This window comes from Enterococcus italicus DSM 15952 (genome assembly GCF_000185365.1).
GTDB classification, from domain to species: domain Bacteria; phylum Bacillota; class Bacilli; order Lactobacillales; family Enterococcaceae; genus Enterococcus_G; species Enterococcus_G italicus.
The window spans coordinates 1,154,278-1,172,483 of the sequence record NZ_GL622241.1; the positions used below are offsets into that span (position 1 = coordinate 1,154,278).

An 18,206-nucleotide genomic window follows, 5' to 3' on the forward strand; every position below is an offset into this window, starting at 1 on the left:
GAGATGAAAGTACATGGTATTTGATTTGTTAGAAAGTCCGATTTTTTGGGTAGTGTTACTTGTTTTAGCAATTGTCGCATTTTTAATGATTCGCTATCGGATTGGGAAGCCGGATGAAGCATTAATTGTGACGGGGTCATTTTTGGGGAAAGATGGCATTAAAATTTTAAAAAATAGTGGAACCTTCGTGATTCCAATCGTGCAAAAGGCTCATACACTGAGTTTATTGACTCACAAATTAGAGATTGGTACACCGGAAGTTTATACGGAACAAGGCGTACCGATTAAAGCAAGTGCTACTGTGCTAGTAAAAATTGGCAACAGTGTCGAAGCAATTAAAACGGCTGCTGAACAATACTTAGGGAAATCCACAGCCGAATTAGAAGATGAAGCCCAAGAGGTATTAGAGGGTCATTTGCGCGCGATTCTAGGGACAATGACCGTTGAAGCTATCTACAAAAACCGTGATGACTTTGCTGAACAAGTCCAAGAAGTCGCCTCTACTGACTTGAGAAAAATGGGACTTGAAATTGTCTCATTTACGATTAAAGACGTGAGTGATCCGAATGGTTACTTAGAAGCTTTAGGTCGCCCTCAGATTGCTGAAGTAAAGAAAAATGCAGAGGTAGCTGAGTCAAATGCGCTAAGAGAAACACGGATCAAACAAGCGGCAAATGAGCAGTTAGCACAACAAGAAGAAATTCGCCGTCGGACAGAAATCGCCGAAGCCAATAAAGACATGGCGCTAAAAGAAGCACAGTACAAGCAAGAGCGTGAAGTGGCCGATGCGAAAGCAGAGCAAATTGCCGTCGTCGAAAAAATGAAAGTAAACTTAATTGAACAAGATAAAAATATCGAAATTCAGTCAAAACAAGCAGAATTGACTGAAAAAGAATTGACAGCTACCGTCAGAAAACAAGCCGAAGCTGACAAATATGTCGTCGAACAACAAGCTTTGGCAAGTAAAGCACGAGAAATTGCCCAGGCCGAAGCCGAAGCAGAAAAAGTCCGCTTAGCAGCCCAAGCCGAAGCAGAGCGAATTGCCAAAATTGGGGAAGCAGAATCTGAAAAAATCATCAAGGTCGGTTTGGCCGAAGCAGAAAGCCAAGAAAAAATGGCTGTCGCCTTACAAAAACTGAACGAAGCTGGGGTATTAATTGAATTTATCAAAGTCTTACCAGCGATTGCAAAAGAAGTCAATGCACCAATTAGCAACATTGATAAGATTGTAAGTTTTGGTAATGGAGATGGCGTGCATGAAATGGGACAAGCTGGTTTGGCGCGAACGTTTGATACAATCAAAGAAACTACTGGTCTAGATTTAGTTTCATTGATTAATGATTCAATGGCCGTTAATAAGGGAAATAAAGAGTTAGTTGAAGCTGTCAAAGAGCATCAAGCAACTGGCTCTGAGGTAAAACAAGAGCAAGAAACGCGATAAAAACAGTTGAGTCCAAAAATAAGCGGTTTAACTGATTATCGAATCATTTATAGTAAGAGAGTGTGACGAACGGTTGTCACACTCTTTTTTTCATAAATCTGATAGTAAACTGGCAAATAGCAGCCGAACCCTCTGCAACGCTACGTCTTTTTATGCTGAGTGAAAGACACTCATCAAAAAAAGAGCTTATCGCTTGAGAGCTAACCGCGCTCGATCTGCTTTTATCGATGACTAGCAGCTCGAGCGAACCCTCTGCAACGCTAAGACTTTTTTATGCTGAGTGAAAGACACTCATCAAAAAAAAGAGCTTATCGCTTGAGAGCTAACCGCGCTCGATCTGCTTTTATTATTAGATTTTTTTCATGGAGTTCTTAGCGTATTTTTTTAAATTGTAAGCAAATGGTGAACAATTTATTAAATTCTGACAATTTATTTGTTTTTTTTGAAACCGTATGCTACATTCTAAACAATCGGATATCTCTCAACAAGATGTCAGAAAGAATAACAACAAGAGTGGATGAGGTGTGATGAATAAAGAGTCATTTGATGAACAAGAAAACACTCCGTCAATTCAATGGTTTGATGAATTTTCGCAATACCTAATCGTCGAGCGAGGCTATTCTGAAAAAACACAAGCCGCATATGCGGAGGATTTTTTTCAGTTTTTAGACTTTCTTGAGCAGTCAGGTAGTCGCGATTTTTTAGCGATTGATTATCGAGATGTGCGAATTTATTTAAGCTTTTTAAATGATCAAGAGTATAGTCGCAACAGCATTAGTCGCAAGGTAGCTAGCTTGCGTTCATTTTATCAATATTTATTGAAGCGGATGGTATTGACTGAAAATCCATTTGCCTATGTGCATTTAAAAAAGAAAAATCAAAAATTACCACGCTTTTTTTATGAAGACGAGTTGCAACAGCTTTTTGACAGTGTCAAAGGCACCGAGCCACTTGAGCAAAGGAATCTGGCGTTACTAGAGATTTTGTATGGGTGTGGGTTGCGGGTGAGCGAATGCGCCGCGATTACACTAACATCGATTGATTGGGAACATCAGATTTTACTTGTGTATGGGAAAGGAAGCAAAGAGCGGATTGTTCCATTTAATGAGCATGCTAATAAAGCAATGAGCCACTATATACAAAATGGTCGTAAAGAATTACTTACTCAGTTTAAAAAGGAACACGATTACTTATTTGTGAATCATTTAGGGTCACCAGTGACGGCGACAGGTATCGAATATATCTTAAACCAACTATTAAAGAGAAGTCAGTTGGATAGTGAGATTCATCCTCATAAGTTGCGCCATACATTTGCCACACATTTGTTAAATAATGGTGCAGACATGCGAACGGTGCAAGAATTATTGGGGCATGCGAATCTATCCACGACGCAAATCTATGCCCATGTGACAAAAGAATCATTACAAAAAAATTATCGAAAATTTCATCCTAGAGCATGAAAGAGGAGGATCATTAAATGGAATCAATGTTTCATTCAACAACAATCTGTGCGGTTGAAAAAGATGGCAAATTCGCAATGGCGGGGGACGGTCAGGTGACGATGGGCGAACAAATCGTCATGAAAGGGACAGCTAGAAAAGTACGCCGCATTTATAATAATCAAGTAGTTGTCGGCTTTGCCGGTAGTGTTGCGGATGCCTTTACCTTAGAGGAAAAGTTTGAAGGAAAACTCAATGAATACAACGGCAACTTAACTAGAGCAGCTGTGGAATTAGCGCAAGAATGGCGCACACAGCAATCCATGCAAAAATTAGAAGCGATGTTAATCGTGATGAATGAAAAAGAGATGTTGCTCGTCTCTGGTACGGGTGAAGTGATTGCACCTGATGATGGCATATTAGCGATTGGTTCGGGTGGAAATTATGCCCTTTCTGCGGCTAGAGCAATGAAAGCTTACAGTCCAGCACTTAGCGCGAAAGAAATTGCCGAAAATGCGCTAAACATCGCAGCGGACATCTGTGTATTTACCAATCATAATATTATCGTTGAGGAGTTTTAAGATGAATCAAGAAAAAACACCAAAAGAAATTGTGCAAGAACTAGATCAATATATTATTGGCCAAGAAAAGGCGAAAAAATCTGTTGCTGTGGCCTTGCGTAATCGTTACCGCCGTTTGCAATTAGATGAAAAGATGCAACATGAAGTAACACCCAAAAACATCCTAATGATTGGTCCAACGGGAGTCGGCAAGACTGAAATCGCACGCCGTTTGGCAAAAGTTGTCTCTGCGCCTTTTATCAAGGTCGAAGCGACAAAGTTTACTGAAGTCGGCTATGTGGGGCGGGATGTCGAATCGATGGTCCGCGATTTGGTTGAGAATGCCATTCAAATCGTTCGTAAGGAACAATACAGTAGCGTCTACCAACAAGCGGTAAAAAAGGCCAATCGCCGCTTAGTCAAAGCACTTGTTCCAGGAATCAAAAAGGAGCAAAAGCAAAGCACCAATCCTTACGAGCAAATGATGAGTATCCTTAATACGGCCAATCAGCCCGTCGAAGAACCAAAAGAAGAATTAACGGATGAAATCCGCTCGAATCGGCAAGCGATTTTTGAGCAGCTGGAACGCGGTGTCCTAGATAACCGTGAAGTAACAATTAAAATTGACGAGCCCAAAGCCCAAGCTGCTCCAATGAACAATGGACTAGAGCAAATGGGGATTGATTTAAATGAAACATTGGGTGCATTAAAACCCAAGAAAAAAATCGAACGCACAGTCACAGTCAAAGAAGCTCGTGAGCTATTGGTACAAGAAGAATCATCTAAGTTAGTGAATGATGCCGATATCCATAGCGCCGCCTTAAAACTTGCTGAAGCGAGTGGGATTATTTTTATTGATGAAATTGACAAAATCACCTCAAAATCTCAAAGTAACTCTGGTGAAGTTTCTAGAGAAGGGGTACAGCGTGATATTCTCCCAATCGTAGAAGGCTCACAAGTAAATACTAAATACGGCACGCTGCAAACGGATCACATCTTATTTGTCGCATCCGGCGCATTCCATTTATCAAAACCAAGCGATTTGATTCCTGAACTACAAGGTCGTTTTCCAATTCGCGTAGAGTTAGATGATTTGACGGCAGAGGATTTTGTTAAAATTTTGACTGAACCCAACAATGCTCTAATCAAACAATATATTGCTCTACTAGGAACAGAGCACGTCTCAGTTATTTTCACGCAAGAAGCCATTGAGCGAATTGCTCAAATCGCCTTCCAAGTGAACCAAGAAACCGATAACATCGGAGCTAGAAGACTACATACTATTTTGGAAAAATTATTGGAAGATTTATTATTTGAAGCAGCAGATATGCAAATGGCTGAAATCACCATTACGGAAGCCTATGTAAACGAAAAACTAAATGATATCGCCCAAGATGAAGATTTAAGTCGCTATATTTTATAAGGAGGAATACCATGCGTACATTATTAGAAAAAACAAGACAAATCAATGAGTTATTGCAACAAAAGAACACGTTTAATATGAAATCTGAGCTTCCTTATAATCAAATGGCTTTAATTTTAGGGGACATTTTGGATAGCAATGCGTATATTATTAGTAGTAATGGGAATTTACTTGGGCTAAATGAAAAACATGACGTCAATAATGACCGAGTGAAAAACATGCTTGTCGAAAAACAATTTCCGAAGACATACACCGATATGGTAGATCATTTAGGTAGCACATTAGCCAATATTCCAATTAGCAATGATATGACGGCCTTTCCAATTGAAAGCCGTGAACTGTATCCTAATGGCTTGACGACAGTTGTTCCAATTTATGGAGCAGGAGAACGTCTGGGTACAATTATCCTTTCACGGATTGAAGAAACATTTAGCGACGATGATCTGGTACTTGCGGAATATAGTGCGACCGTAGTTGGTATGCAATTTCTTTATCAACAGTCTCGTTCTATCGAAGAGGATGTCCGTAGTCTGACAGCTGTACAAATGGCGATTGGTACTTTATCTTATAGTGAACTAAAAGCGGTTCAAGCTATTTTTGAGGCTCTGGATGGCGATGAAGGTCGACTAACTGCCTCAAGCGTAGCAGATAAGATAGGAATTACCCGTTCAGTGATTGTCAATGCTCTACGTAAATTAGAGTCTGCCGGTATTATTGAATCACGTTCACTTGGAATGAAAGGCACCTACTTGAAAATATTAAACCAACGCTTTAAAGAGGAACTTGAAAAAGTATAGATAAGAAAATTTGAATCGTTAGGGGGAGTAGTAGTGATGATTATCTTAGAAAATGAGCAGTATCGGGCAGAATTTGCAACAAAAGGGGCAGAATTACAGCATTTTATCGCAAAGAAAACAGGGATGGAATACATTTGGCAAGCAGATCCTGATAAATGGGGGCGACATGCGCCAATCTTATTTCCGATTGTCGGAGCATTAAAAAACGATCAATATCACTATCAAGATAAGAGTTATACACTTCCTAGGCATGGCTTTGCTAGAGACAAGGAGTTTCAACTCGTTACGCAAACGCAAACGACAGCTACTTTCCGACTGACAGATGACGAAGAGACGCGCAGTGTATACCCGTTTGCTTTCCAATTGGATGTCACCTACACACTTGTGGGCAATCAGTTGACAGTACATTACCATGTTCAAAATCCAGGCGAGGACACATGCTATTTTTCAATCGGTGCGCACCCAGCATTTCGTGTGCCATTGGAGCAGGATTTGGACTTTTCGGATTACTTTTTTACTGCGTACCCCGCTAAGTCAAGAACCATGATTCCGTTAGCAGGAAATTTAGTAGATTATGCCAATCGTACACTAGGACAAACCAATGCGCCCATTGATTTGACGCATGAATTATTTAAAAATGATGCATTAATATTTGAGACAAAAGGCCACAATGAATGGACCATCGAGTCAGAAAAATTACCGCATAAAATCACCCTCTCGTATGAAGGATTTCCTTATGTGGGTTTATGGTCGGCATATCCAAAACAGGCGGAATTTGTCTGCATTGAGCCTTGGTATGGTGTAGCAGATGCTTTAACGACAACGAGTAAATTAGAAGATAAGTTGGGTATCTGTCGATTAGAACCAACTGAAGATTTCCATGCAGAATATACTATTTCCGTTGAATAAGTGGGAAGCTATTTAGAAAAAAATCCGGACCAAGCCGTGTTGTAAATAGGGATTGGTGTCCGGATTTATTCTTTCTTTTTAGCGGCTTGGAGGCCAAATGAGACTTTGCTTTCTGTACCATTTTTGATGCGGGCAATGTTTTCTTTGTGACGGTAAAAAATGAATGCTGATACCCCGATGGCAATAATTGTTAATAACCAATTATGTGTTGGCAAAATAGCAGGCACCCAATAGGGTAAAATGATGGTCGATAGCGTAATCAAGACGGCCGCAATCATGCTTGTCAGACTGACCGTGCTCGTTAGAAAAAGGAAGATAACAAAAATTGCTGACGAATAAAGAAAAAATAGCGGATTGTACGCCAGTAACATCCCTGCACTCGTCGCGACCGCTTTTCCACCTTTAAAATGAGCAAAAATAGGGAAGGTATGGCCGATAATGGCGAACACACCAAACCATAGTGGATTAATCACTGTACTATGAAACAATACCGGTAGTAAAGTGGCCAATGTTCCTTTGGAGATATCCATAATTAAGACAATAATCCCTGCTTGCTTTCCTAGCACACGGAAGGTATTTGTAGTACCAGTATTGCCGCTACCAAATTGGCGGATATCTTTTTTATAAAAAAGTTTCCCAATCCAAACACCTGATGGAATTGATCCTAATAAGTACGCACCAATAAATAATAATAGAATTTTAAACATAACTTCGCTCCTTATCTCTAAGTCAAATTTTATCATGAATTCATGTTTCTAACAATTTTTCCTACAAGCTTCTCATAAATTCATTTGAAACTCATAGGACAAGTAGGGTATGGCTTTTTTTTTTAATTTAGATAGAGTATGATAGGAGATGTTGCGAAATTTTAAACGATAAAGGAGAGCTGACTTTGGTAAAAAAATCCAATGAATATAATGATGCTTCAATCCAAGTATTAGAGGGGTTAGAAGCAGTTCGTAAAAGACCAGGTATGTATATCGGGTCGACAGATGCGCGCGGCTTACATCATTTAGTATATGAAGTCGTAGATAACGCAGTGGATGAAGCCCTCTCTGGATATGGCGATGAAATTAAAGTAATCATACATAAAGATGGTAGTATCAGTGTCCAAGATTTTGGTCGAGGGATGCCGGTCGGAATGCATACTTCAGGCATACCGACAGTCGAAGTGATTTTCACCGTCCTACATGCTGGTGGGAAATTTGGTCAAGGTGGCTACAAGACATCAGGTGGTCTGCATGGTGTGGGTGCCAGTGTCGTAAATGCCCTGTCCGAATGGCTTGAAGTGCGAATTGTCCGCGATGGAATAGAGTATCGCCAGCGCTTTGTTAATGGTGGTCATCCAGAAGGGACATTAGAAAAAATCGGTAAGACCAAAGAAAAAAATGGGACGACTGTGCGCTTTCTACCTGATAAAGGGATTTTTTCAACGACGAAATTTTCTTATGATACGCTAGCAGAGCGATTAAGAGAGTCGGCCTTTTTACTACGGGGAGTAAAAATTTCTTTTACTGATTTACGCGAAGACGATAAAGAAGATGTGTTTCATTACGAAGAAGGCATTAAAGAATTTGTCGAATATTTAAATGAAGAGAAGGATGTTTTGACGCCAATTATTTATTTTTCTGGCGAAAAAGAAATGATTGAAGTTGAAGTGGCGCTTCAGTACAACGATGGTTTTTCGGAAACGATTTTATCGTTTGTTAATAATGTCCGCACAAAAGATGGCGGAACGCATGAAGCGGGGATGAAAGCTGCGTTAACCAAAGCTTTAAATGAATATGCCAGAAAGGTCGGTCTTTTAAAGGAAAAAGACCGTAACTTAGAAGGTAGTGATTTTAGAGAAGGCTTGTCAAGTGTGTTATCGATCCGCGTTCCGGAGCATTTGTTGCAGTTTGAAGGTCAAACCAAAGAAAAATTAGGAACACCTGCTGCTAGAACAGCTGTGGACAATGCTATTAGCGAGCAGCTAGGCTTCTATTTACAAGAAAATAACGAAATTAGTCAATTATTGGTTCGTAAAGCAATCAAAGCTCGCGAGGCTCGCGAAGCAGCACGTAAGGCGCGGGAAGAAAGTCGTAATGGCAAGAAAAAGAAAAAAGGTGAATCTTTACTTTCAGGAAAATTGACGCCAGCACAGTCCAAAAATCCAAAGAAAAATGAATTGTATTTGGTCGAAGGAGACTCTGCGGGCGGATCGGCAAAACAAGGCCGTGATCGCAAGTTCCAAGCGATTCTGCCACTGCGAGGAAAAGTAATCAATACCGAAAAAGCGAAAATGCAAGATATCTTGAAAAATGAAGAAATCAATACGATGATCTATACAATTGGTGCAGGTGTCGGTCCAGAGTTCTCCATTGAGGATTGTAACTATGACAAAATTATTATCATGACGGATGCTGATACCGATGGAGCACACATTCAAGTCTTGTTATTGACGTTCTTCTATCGCTACATGAAGCCATTAATTGAAGCTGGAAAAGTCTACATCGCCTTGCCACCATTGTACAAAGTATCTAAAGGCACTGGCAAAAAAGAAGTCATTGAATACGCGTGGACGGATGAAGAATTGCAGACAGTTACAGAAAAAGTCGGTCGGGGCTATATGTTACAACGCTACAAAGGTCTTGGAGAAATGAATGCCGATCAGTTGTGGGAGACGACGATGGATCCCGAGACGCGGACGTTGGTGCAAGTCAGAATTGATGATCCGGCTCAAGCTGAACGACGCGTGACTACTTTGATGGGTGATAAGGTCGAACCACGAAGAAAATGGATCGAAAGTCATGTGCAATTTTCTTTAGAAGAGGACGGTAGTCTCCTTGACTCGGTCGAAGAAAAACCAGTGAATCGGCCAGCATATTCTGTTGAGGATATAAGTTTATTTGAAGGATAGGAGCTGATTTTTTGGAAAAAAAACACAGCATTCAAGAATTAACATTAGAAGAAGTGATGGGTGATCGTTTCGGTCGCTATTCAAAATATATTATTCAAGAGCGTGCATTACCTGATATTCGCGATGGCTTAAAACCAGTCCAACGCAGAATTTTGTTTGCGATGCATCAAGACGGCAATACCGCTGAAAAGAGCTTTCGGAAATCAGCTAAATCAGTCGGAAATATTATGGGAAATTACCATCCTCATGGTGATAGTAGTATTTATGAAGCAATGGTCCGAATGAGTCAAGATTGGAAATTGCGCAATGTGTTAATCGAAATGCATGGAAACAACGGGAGTATGGATGGTGATCCACCGGCTGCGATGAGGTACACGGAAGCACGACTATCAAAGGTAAGTAGCGAGCTATTACGAGATATTGACAAAGAAACAGTCGAATTTGTCTGGAATTTTGACGATACCGAAAAAGAGCCGACTGTTTTGCCATCAATGTTCCCTAATTTATTGGTTAATGGCTCGACAGGGATTTCTGCGGGGTATGCCACGGAAATTCCGACTCATAATCTGGGTGAAGTTATCGATGGGACGATTTACCTTATTGATCATCCCGATGCTTCATTGGAAAAACTAATGACCTTTATTCCTGGACCTGATTTTCCGACAGGTGGTATTTTACAAGGTGCCGATGAGATTAAAAAAGCGTATGAAACTGGTAAAGGGAAAGTTATTTTACGTTCTAAAACACGAATTGAAGAGCTAAAAGGCGGCAAACAACAAATCGTCATCTCTGAAATTCCTTATGAAGTGAATAAAGCCAATCTTGTCAAACGTATGGATGAAATTCGCATCAATAAAAAAATTGAAGGAATTGCCGAAGTGCGTGATGAAAGTGATCGCACCGGTCTTCAAATCGTTGTAGAACTAAAAAAAGAAGTAAATGCAGAAGGTATTTTGAATTATTTGTTTAAAAATACCGATCTACAAGTAAACTATAACTTTAATATGGTCGCGATTGATCAGATGCGGCCCAAACAAGTCGGCTTAAAGCAAATGCTAAGTAGCTACGTCGCCCATCGACAATCAGTCATCTTGCGTCGCAGTGAGTATGATTTAAAGAAAGCTCTCGCACGTCAACATATTGTCGACGGTTTGATCAAAGCGTTATCGATTTTAGACGAAGTGATTAAAACAATCCGTAAAAGTAAAGACAAACGAGATGCCAAAAACAATTTGATTTTGGCGCATGCCTTTACTCAAGAGCAGGCTGAAGCCATCGTTACTTTACAGCTCTACCGTTTAACAAATACAGATATTACACAATTGCAGCAAGAAGCAGAAGAATTATTAGCTACGATTGCTGAATTGCAAAAAATTATCCAAGATTCAACTGAATTGTTCAAAGTGATGAAAAAAGAATTACGAGAAGTGAAGAAACAATATCAGTCAGAGCGCTTGACCGTTATCGAAGCAGAAGTAACTGAACTGACGATTGATACCGAAATATTGGTCGCTCAAGAAGATGTGATGGTGGTCGTTACGCGTGAGGGCTATGTGAAACGTAGTAGTCTGCGCTCATATAGTGCATCAAACAATGAAGAAGCCGGGATGAAAGAGTCGGATGTCGTTGTCTATAAGGGGCAATTAAATACCTTAGATCACTTGTTACTTGTCACCGACAAAGGCAATATGATCTATCGGCCAGTTCATGAATTGCCTGATTTGCGATGGAAAGATGTAGGGGAGCACCTATCGCAAGCTCTAACTACATTAAAAATTGAAGAAAATATTTTGACAGTTCTACCATACAAACAATTAAGTACAACACAAGAATTACTTATTTTAACTCAAGCAGGGATGATTAAGCGCACGAAATTAAGCGAGTTCACCCCTTGGCGGACGTACAAAACACGACCACTGCCTTTTATCACCTTAAAACAAGAAGAGGATAAAGTTATTTCGGTCATGGTGATTGAACCACAAGAAATCGCTACACAAGATATCTTTATGGTATCCAATCGGGCGTATGGCTTGCGATATGCTGTAACGGATGTACCGGTAGTTGGCCCGAGAGCTGCCGGTGTGAAAGCGATGAATTTGAAAGAAGACGATGCCACTGTCGTACAAGCTATTTTAGTACATACAGACGGTGATACACCTGTCGTGATTATTACCCAAAGAGGTGCAGCGAAACGCATGTTAGCACAAGAATTGCCTCAAACATCGCGTGCGCAAAGAGGGATAATGGTTTTAAGGGAACTTAAAAATCATCCGCATCGGATTATCTATATGGGCCTTGGTGATGAAACAGAATTACTCTTGACCAATCAAAAAGGCGACAAAAAAGAAGTACAGGCCAATCAGTTCCCAATTGCTGATCGAACGTCTAATGGCTCATTCGTACTTGATGAAAAATCAGGTGGCACTATCGTTTCTGTCGATGAGCTACCAAATAAACTGTTATAAAAATAACGAAACACTAGCAAACTGTTGCAAAACAGATTGCTAGTGTTTTTCTCATATTGTGATTGATTCACGTGTATTTTTCTTGTTTTTAAATAAGTATTTCACAATCATAAACGCTGATAAATAAAGGTTTCTAAAAATAAACTATAAAAAAAGCCTTAAAATGTTAAAAAATCACGTTGAAAACACTTGCATAAAAGGGGTTATGTGTTATACTAATCACGTAAAAGCTGTTACACAAAAACAGTTATAAGGAGGACCAGAAAATGGCAGTCGAAACAACTAATGTAAAAGCAACAAACAAAGCATGGGATGGTTTTACAGGCGGACATTGGCAAAATGAAATTAACACACGGGACTTTATTCAAAAGAACTACACAGAGTACAAAGGGGATGACAGCTTCTTAGAACCTATCGCGCCAAGTACTGACAAATTATGGACGAAACTGCAAGAATTATTCGAAGTAGAACATGAACAAAATGGTGTTTATGATATGGATAACAATATCCCATCAACACTTACTTCACATGGAGCAGGCTACTTAATTAAAGAAGAAGAAAAAATTGTTGGTCTACAAACTGACAAACCTTTGAAACAAGCATTCCAACCATTTGGTGGTATTAAAATGGCAAACAATGCGTTGACTTCAAATGGTTATGAAGTTGATGAAAACATGACAAAAGTTTTCACTGAATGGCGTAAAACACATAACCAAGGTGTATTTGATGCGTACACTCCAGAAATGCGTTTAGCACGTAAAAACAAAATTATCACTGGCCTACCAGATGCATATGGCCGTGGTCGTATTATTGGTGATTATCGTCGTATCGCATTATATGGTATTGATTTCTTAATGGAACAAAAGAAAAAAGATCATGACAACTGCGGAAGCAACGTTATGCTTGACGATGTCATTCGTCTACGTGAAGAAATTTCAGAACAATATCGTGCTTTAGCTGACTTGAAGAAAATGGCAGCTTCATACGGATTTGATATTTCACGTCCAGCTGAAAATGCACAAGAAGCAATCCAATGGTTATACTTTGGTTACCTTGGTGCAATCAAAGCTCAAAACGGTGCGGCAATGTCTATCGGTCGTATCTCAGCCTTCTTAGATATTTATATTCAACGTGACTTAGAACGCGGTGACATTACTGAATTTGAAGCGCAAGAATTAGTTGACCATTTAATTATGAAATTACGTATGGTGAAATTTGCGCGTACACCAGAATACAACTCATTATTCTCTGGTTACCCAATTTGGGCTACATTATCAATCGCTGGTATGGGTATCGATGGACGTTCATTAGTGACAAAAAATGATTTCCGTATCCTTCATACATTGACAAATATGGGGCCTTCTCCAGAACCAAACTTAACAGTATTGTATTCTTCACATTTACCTGAAGGGTTCCGTACTTACGCAGCAAAAATTGCGAAAGAAAGTTCTTCAATCCAATTTGAAAATGATGATTTGCTTCGTGCAAATTGGGGATCTGATGATTGCGCCATCGCTTGTTGTGTATCTGCAACAGTGGTTGGTAAAGATATGCAATTCTTCGGTGCCCGTGCAAACTTAGTGAAAGCTGTTCTTTATGCAATTAACGGTTGCCAAGATGAAAAAACAAAAATGCAAGTTGGTCCACGTTTCCGTCGTATGGAAGGTGAAACCCTTGATTTCGATGAATTCATGGAAAACTACAAACAAACATTAGACTGGTTAGCAGAACTTTATGTGAACACATTAAATATTATTCACTACATGCATGATAAATATGCATATGAAGCTGCACAATTAGCTTTAATGGATACTGATTTGAAACGGACATTTGCTACAGGTATTGCAGGTATTTCTCATGCGACAGATAGCATCATGGCAATCAAATACGGTAACGTGAAAGTGATTCGCGACGAAGACGGCATGGCTGTTGACTATGTACCGCAAAATGAGTTCCCAACTTACGGAAATGATAATGAAGAAGCAGATGCAATGGCTAACTGGATTCTTGATTACTTCATGACTCAAATCAAACGTCAACATACTTACCGTAACTCAACACCTACAACTTCATTATTGACAATTACTTCAAATGTTGTTTATGGTAAAGCTACAGGTAATACTCCTGACGGCCGTCGTGCAGGTAAACCATTAGCACCAGGTGCAAACCCAAGTTACCAAGATGGCAAATTTTTAGGTGAAAAGAATGGTTTATTAGCATCATTAAACTCAACTGCGCGCTTAGAATATGAACACGCACGCGATGGTATCTCTAATACTCAAACAATTAATCCTAATGGTTTAGGTAAAGATGATACAACTCGTATTAATAACTTACGTAACGTTTTAGATGGCTACTTTGATAAAGGCGGTTACCATATCAACGTGAACGTATTTACAAATGAATTATTATTAGATGCACAAAAACATCCAGAAAAATATCCAAACTTGACTATTCGAGTTTCAGGATATGCTGTGAAGTTCCGTGACTTAACACCTGAACAACAAGCAGATGTTATTTCAAGAACATCTCATGATCATATGTAAGAAGAGATGGGGTGGCAGTCTTGTTGATTGTCACCTTCTTTTTTAGAGAAGAGGGATTTTTATGATTACCGAAGTGAAAGGTAGAATTCATTCAACTGAAAATTTTGGGACGGTAGATGGACCAGGAGTAAGATTTGTGATATTCTCGCAAGGTTGTCGCATGCGTTGCCAGTTTTGCCACAATCCAGACACATGGAAGATAGATGATCCAAAAGCTTCACTGCGATCTGCGGATGATGTGTTAGCTGAAGCGCTAAAGTATCAGTCCTATTGGGGTGAAAAAGGCGGCATCACAGTCAGTGGGGGTGAACCTTTGTTGCAACTGGATTTCCTCCTTGATTTATTTAAAAAGGCGAAAGCAAAGGGAATTCATACGACCATCGACACTTGCGGCAAACCGTTTACAAGGGAAGAACCATTTTTTAGTAAATTTGAAGAGCTAATGAATTATACTGACTTGCTTTTGTTTGATATTAAACATATCGATAACGAAGCGCACAAAAGATTAACTTCGCTAGGTAATGAAAATATTCTCGAAATGGCGAAATATTTATCAGAAATCAACAAACCAGTCTGGATTCGCCATGTCCTAGTTCCTTTTCGAAGTGATTACGATGAATTTTTAATTCGTTTGGATGCCTTTATTAAGACGTTGAACAATGTTGATAAGGTAGAAATTTTACCGTATCATACGATGGGAAAATTCAAGTGGGATGAAATGGGGTTAAAGTATCCATTGGAAGGAATTGAACCTCCTACTGATGATCGTGTTCAAAATGCGAAAAATTTGCTCCATGTGAATGACTATCAAGGATATTTAACAAGATAAAGTGCAACAAGATAAGAAATGCTATTTTCTTATCTTGTTTTTTTTGCTATCATTAAAAGCGATAAGAAAGAATGGAGAGATCGTCATGTCAAAAACTTTAGTCTTCGGGCACCAAAATCCAGATACCGATGCAATCGGAGCGGCAATTGCTTTTGCCCATTTACAAAATGCACTAGGAAAGGATGTTGAAGCTGTCGCATTAGGAACACCTAATGAAGAAACACAATTTGCATTATCAACATTTGGACTAGAAGCACCTCGTGTGATTACAAGTGTGAAACCAGAGGCCGATAGCGTGATGCTAGTTGACCACAATGAATTTCAACAAAGTGCAGTCGATATCGCTGATGTTGCTATTTTATCTGTTGTGGATCATCACAGAATTGCTAACTTTGAAACAGCCAATCCTTTATACTATCGTGCTGAACCAGTTGGATGCACAAGTACGATTGTCTTGAAACTATACAAAGAAGCCAATGTTTCTGTCCCTAAAGAAATCGCAGGAATCATGCTATCGGCTATCGTGTCAGATACATTATTATTTAAATCACCCACTTGTACGCCAGAAGACGTTGCTGCTGCAAAAGAATTAGCAGAAATTGCGGCTGTCAATGTAGAAAGCTATGGCTTAGACATGTTAAAAGCGGGTACGAATTTAAGTACGAAATCCGTTGATACATTATTAGAGCTTGATGCAAAAAGCTTCCCAATGGGCGATAAAAAGGTTCGTATCGCGCAGGTGAATACGGTAGACATCGCAGAAGTATTAGAGCGTCAAGCAGAATTTGAACAAGTCATGGCGGCTGAAAATGGACGTAACGGGTACGACTTGTTCTTGTTAGTCATTACCAATATTTTAGATAGCGATTCAGAATTGCTTGTTGTCGGCGAACCCAAAGCTAACGTGGAAGAAGCATTTGGTGTGACACTAAATAACAATCGGGCCTTTTTACCAGGTGTAGTTTCTCGTAAAAAACAAATCGTTCCACAATTGACTGAAACATTTTAATAGATTTAATTGAGTGAATACGATAGTTTAATCGGGTGTGATGAATCAATCTAAGCGTTTGCTTACTGGGATTGATTCTCACGCTTTTTTTATGAATGAACTGGAGGTGTCCGAATGAAATTAATAGTAGAGGATCATTGGCAAACTGATCAGAAACTTATCGATCGTCTTTTTTTTGAACAACTCGTTAACTATTTAATCAATAAAGCAGAGCAATTGCCGACATTGCGTGATATTAAACAAGCCTTTCCTACTGTGAAAGTCGATCGCGCGATGGAAAATTACATTCGTCTCGGTCTGATTGCTAGGTCAGAGCGGCGATATAAATTACTGGTACCCATATATCTGCAAGCTGAAACGGATGATGTAATCCGATCGAAATTTGAGCAAGCAAAGGTGATGATCGCTCCATGGCCGAAAGAGAAAAGAAGAGCGTGGTTTTTCTACCAAGGACAACAACTAGCGACTCATCCGCAACTATATCTGACAGACAGTAACAGCCCGCTATTCGTCTTTCGAGAGCTAATTCATGAACAGCTTAAGGTCTATGAACTATCTGATGAAGAGTATGATAAGACGATGCCAGCCTATTTTACAGCTATGAGAAGCGGGGCAGAGAATCGCTATGAGCAGTTTTCTTATCTGGGCGATGTTGATCCATCATATTACTTAGATCAAGTAGCAGTTTTATTTGAAAAATTGCGTACCAATCCCAAACGAATACGTCCGTCGATCTTTTTAAAAAGTCTAGTTGATTTCGGCTTTTTGACAGAAGACTGTCAGCTTGTTGCTAGTTCTCCAAGTAAAACAGGTGCTCCATCTCAAGAGGATGAGATACTAGCGGATTGTTCACAATTTGAACAGCGGAGCATTTTAGGTCAGCTCTGGCAATTTTTTGAGGAAGGGGCCTATTCAATCGTCGAACAAGGCGACTATCAGTATGCCACGAGACTATAATTAATAAGAAATTTTCAGCAAATTTTTGCTATTCATGCTATGATAGTGAAGAAAAATGATACTTTGGAGGGAGCAAGTCAATGGCACACTATTCTGACATTAAGCGAAAGAAAGAAAGATTTCCGGCTTTTTCTGATGAAGAAGGTGTGAAAAGACGGTCGAACGAAGACTCGTTGACACGCTTTGCATCCGATGATAGCTGGATTATTACCGAACAACAAACAGAATCGCTAGTAGAAAAACCAAAAACGATAGTTGAAGAAAAAAACTATCGTCGTCAGCCAAGCGGCGAATCTGCTCAAAGTGCGTTCCATAATCAAGAGCAAGAAACCCTTGAACGTTTCAAAAGAGCACTACCGACTTATCGTCAGCATGCAGTCAGTGAAACGAAGAAGACAGGAAAAAAAGTACTTTTCGATCACCAAAGAACAAATCATGAGCAGTCAGCCAAACAATATGTAGCACCCCGTGAAGGACAAAAGAAGCAGCCAGTTTCAACTGTTAAAAAGGAATATTCAGGTGGTCGTTCTTACTTTGTACCGAAATTTGTCCCCGCATCACTAATTCCTGATGATCCTGAGCAAAAAATTGCTCCAGCGACACTATACGCTTCGATGAAAAAAGAACAAGGGAATTATTTATTGTTTGATATAAATGCAGATTATCAAGAGAAAAAACCGGGGGATCCATCTGTTAAACGCTTCAAAAAAACGGAGCAAATCACAATGACAAGAAATGAATACAAAGCTGCAATCAAGTCTAAAGATAAAAAACGCAGTATTTTGGATCATTCATTAAATGGCTTAATTCAAGATGGAGAAAGTCAATTTAAAGAAAATGGGTATTTTAAACCAACAAAGAAGTAAAAAAATGTGAGAAAAGGGGCTATTGAGATAGTCAGAATTGCCATGATGCTGCTTTTCACAGTTTAC

14 protein-coding genes are annotated in these 18,206 nt (G+C 39.5%); 13 read left to right on the forward strand and 1 reads right to left on the reverse strand.

What is annotated here, in order from left to right; translation table 11 throughout:
* Window positions 1-13 precede the first annotated feature (13 nt).
* The 6 genes from HMPREF9088_RS05450 to HMPREF9088_RS05475 all read left to right on the forward strand — a co-directional run bounded on the left by HMPREF9088_RS05450 (window position 14) and on the right by HMPREF9088_RS05475 (window position 6,569).
* The gene (locus HMPREF9088_RS05450) at window positions 14-1,441 is read left to right on the forward strand and encodes a flotillin family protein (RefSeq protein ID WP_007208160.1); all 1,428 of its coding nucleotides are present in this window, start codon (window positions 14-16) and stop codon (window positions 1,439-1,441) included.
* 527 nt (window positions 1,442-1,968) lie between these two features.
* Entirely contained in the window at window positions 1,969-2,901 is a 933-nt protein-coding gene (xerC, locus tag HMPREF9088_RS05455) for a tyrosine recombinase XerC (RefSeq protein WP_007208161.1), read from the forward strand.
* A 17-nt stretch (window positions 2,902-2,918) separates the two neighbouring features.
* Window positions 2,919-3,461 carry an ATP-dependent protease subunit HslV gene (gene hslV, locus HMPREF9088_RS05460; protein ID WP_007208162.1) on the forward strand — a complete coding sequence of 181 codons (543 nt, stop codon included), beginning with the start codon at window positions 2,919-2,921 and terminating at the stop codon, window positions 3,459-3,461.
* A gap of 1 nt (window position 3,462) precedes the next feature.
* Entirely contained in the window at window positions 3,463-4,863 is a 1,401-nt protein-coding gene (gene hslU / locus HMPREF9088_RS05465; RefSeq protein WP_007208163.1) for an ATP-dependent protease ATPase subunit HslU, read from the forward strand.
* A gap of 11 nt (window positions 4,864-4,874) precedes the next feature.
* Entirely contained in the window at window positions 4,875-5,660 is a 786-nt protein-coding gene (gene codY / locus HMPREF9088_RS05470) for a GTP-sensing pleiotropic transcriptional regulator CodY (RefSeq protein ID WP_007208164.1), read from the forward strand.
* A gap of 33 nt (window positions 5,661-5,693) precedes the next feature.
* Window positions 5,694-6,569, forward strand: a complete 876-nt coding sequence (locus HMPREF9088_RS05475) for an aldose 1-epimerase family protein (RefSeq protein WP_040366502.1) — start codon at window positions 5,694-5,696, stop codon at window positions 6,567-6,569.
* 65 nt (window positions 6,570-6,634) lie between these two features.
* On the opposite strand, the gene plsY is transcribed toward HMPREF9088_RS05475, so the two are convergent.
* Complete coding sequence (gene plsY / locus HMPREF9088_RS05480; RefSeq protein ID WP_040366504.1) at window positions 6,635-7,276, reverse strand: glycerol-3-phosphate 1-O-acyltransferase PlsY; 642 nt, start codon at window positions 7,274-7,276, stop codon at window positions 6,635-6,637.
* Window positions 7,277-7,461: 185 nt separating this feature from the next.
* Between plsY and parE the strand changes: the two genes are divergently transcribed.
* From parE to HMPREF9088_RS05515, 7 genes are all read left to right on the forward strand, one after another.
* Complete coding sequence (parE, locus tag HMPREF9088_RS05485; RefSeq protein ID WP_007208167.1) at window positions 7,462-9,468, forward strand: DNA topoisomerase IV subunit B; 2,007 nt, start codon at window positions 7,462-7,464, stop codon at window positions 9,466-9,468.
* An 11-nt stretch (window positions 9,469-9,479) separates the two neighbouring features.
* A complete protein-coding gene (parC, locus tag HMPREF9088_RS05490; RefSeq protein WP_007208168.1) occupies window positions 9,480-11,933 on the forward strand; it encodes a DNA topoisomerase IV subunit A in 2,454 nt (817 codons plus the stop codon).
* Window positions 11,934-12,199: 266 nt separating this feature from the next.
* On the forward strand, window positions 12,200-14,479 hold the full coding sequence (pflB, locus tag HMPREF9088_RS05495; protein WP_007208169.1) for a formate C-acetyltransferase: 2,280 nt from the start codon (window positions 12,200-12,202) through the stop codon (window positions 14,477-14,479).
* Between the two features lie 61 nt (window positions 14,480-14,540).
* Window positions 14,541-15,308 (forward strand): pyruvate formate-lyase-activating protein, encoded by a 768-nt coding sequence (pflA, locus tag HMPREF9088_RS05500; protein WP_007208170.1) that lies wholly within the window; start codon window positions 14,541-14,543, stop codon window positions 15,306-15,308.
* Between the two features lie 85 nt (window positions 15,309-15,393).
* Entirely contained in the window at window positions 15,394-16,317 is a 924-nt protein-coding gene (locus HMPREF9088_RS05505; RefSeq protein ID WP_040366505.1) for a manganese-dependent inorganic pyrophosphatase, read from the forward strand.
* A 114-nt stretch (window positions 16,318-16,431) separates the two neighbouring features.
* The gene (locus HMPREF9088_RS05510; protein WP_007208172.1) at window positions 16,432-17,274 is read left to right on the forward strand and encodes a DUF1803 domain-containing protein; all 843 of its coding nucleotides are present in this window, start codon (window positions 16,432-16,434) and stop codon (window positions 17,272-17,274) included.
* A gap of 80 nt (window positions 17,275-17,354) precedes the next feature.
* Window positions 17,355-18,140 carry a hypothetical protein gene (locus HMPREF9088_RS05515; RefSeq protein WP_007208173.1) on the forward strand — a complete coding sequence of 262 codons (786 nt, stop codon included), beginning with the start codon at window positions 17,355-17,357 and terminating at the stop codon, window positions 18,138-18,140.
* The last annotated feature ends 66 nt before the right edge of the window (window positions 18,141-18,206 follow it).

Coding starts and splice junctions, on each gene's coding strand:
- HMPREF9088_RS05505 (WP_040366505.1), top strand. CDS start 15,394: ATGTCAAAAACTTTAGTCTTCGGGCACCAAAATCCAGATACCGATGCA.
- plsY (WP_040366504.1), bottom strand. CDS start 7,276: ATGTTTAAAATTCTATTATTATTTATTGGTGCGTACTTATTAGGATCA.
- HMPREF9088_RS05510 (WP_007208172.1), top strand. CDS start 16,432: ATGAAATTAATAGTAGAGGATCATTGGCAAACTGATCAGAAACTTATC.
- pflA (WP_007208170.1), top strand. CDS start 14,541: ATGATTACCGAAGTGAAAGGTAGAATTCATTCAACTGAAAATTTTGGG.
- hslU (WP_007208163.1), top strand. CDS start 3,463: ATGAATCAAGAAAAAACACCAAAAGAAATTGTGCAAGAACTAGATCAA.
- HMPREF9088_RS05515 (WP_007208173.1), top strand. CDS start 17,355: ATGGCACACTATTCTGACATTAAGCGAAAGAAAGAAAGATTTCCGGCT.
- hslV (WP_007208162.1), top strand. CDS start 2,919: ATGGAATCAATGTTTCATTCAACAACAATCTGTGCGGTTGAAAAAGAT.
- xerC (WP_007208161.1), top strand. CDS start 1,969: ATGAATAAAGAGTCATTTGATGAACAAGAAAACACTCCGTCAATTCAA.
- HMPREF9088_RS05450 (WP_007208160.1), top strand. CDS start 14: ATGGTATTTGATTTGTTAGAAAGTCCGATTTTTTGGGTAGTGTTACTT.
- codY (WP_007208164.1), top strand. CDS start 4,875: ATGCGTACATTATTAGAAAAAACAAGACAAATCAATGAGTTATTGCAA.
- pflB (WP_007208169.1), top strand. CDS start 12,200: ATGGCAGTCGAAACAACTAATGTAAAAGCAACAAACAAAGCATGGGAT.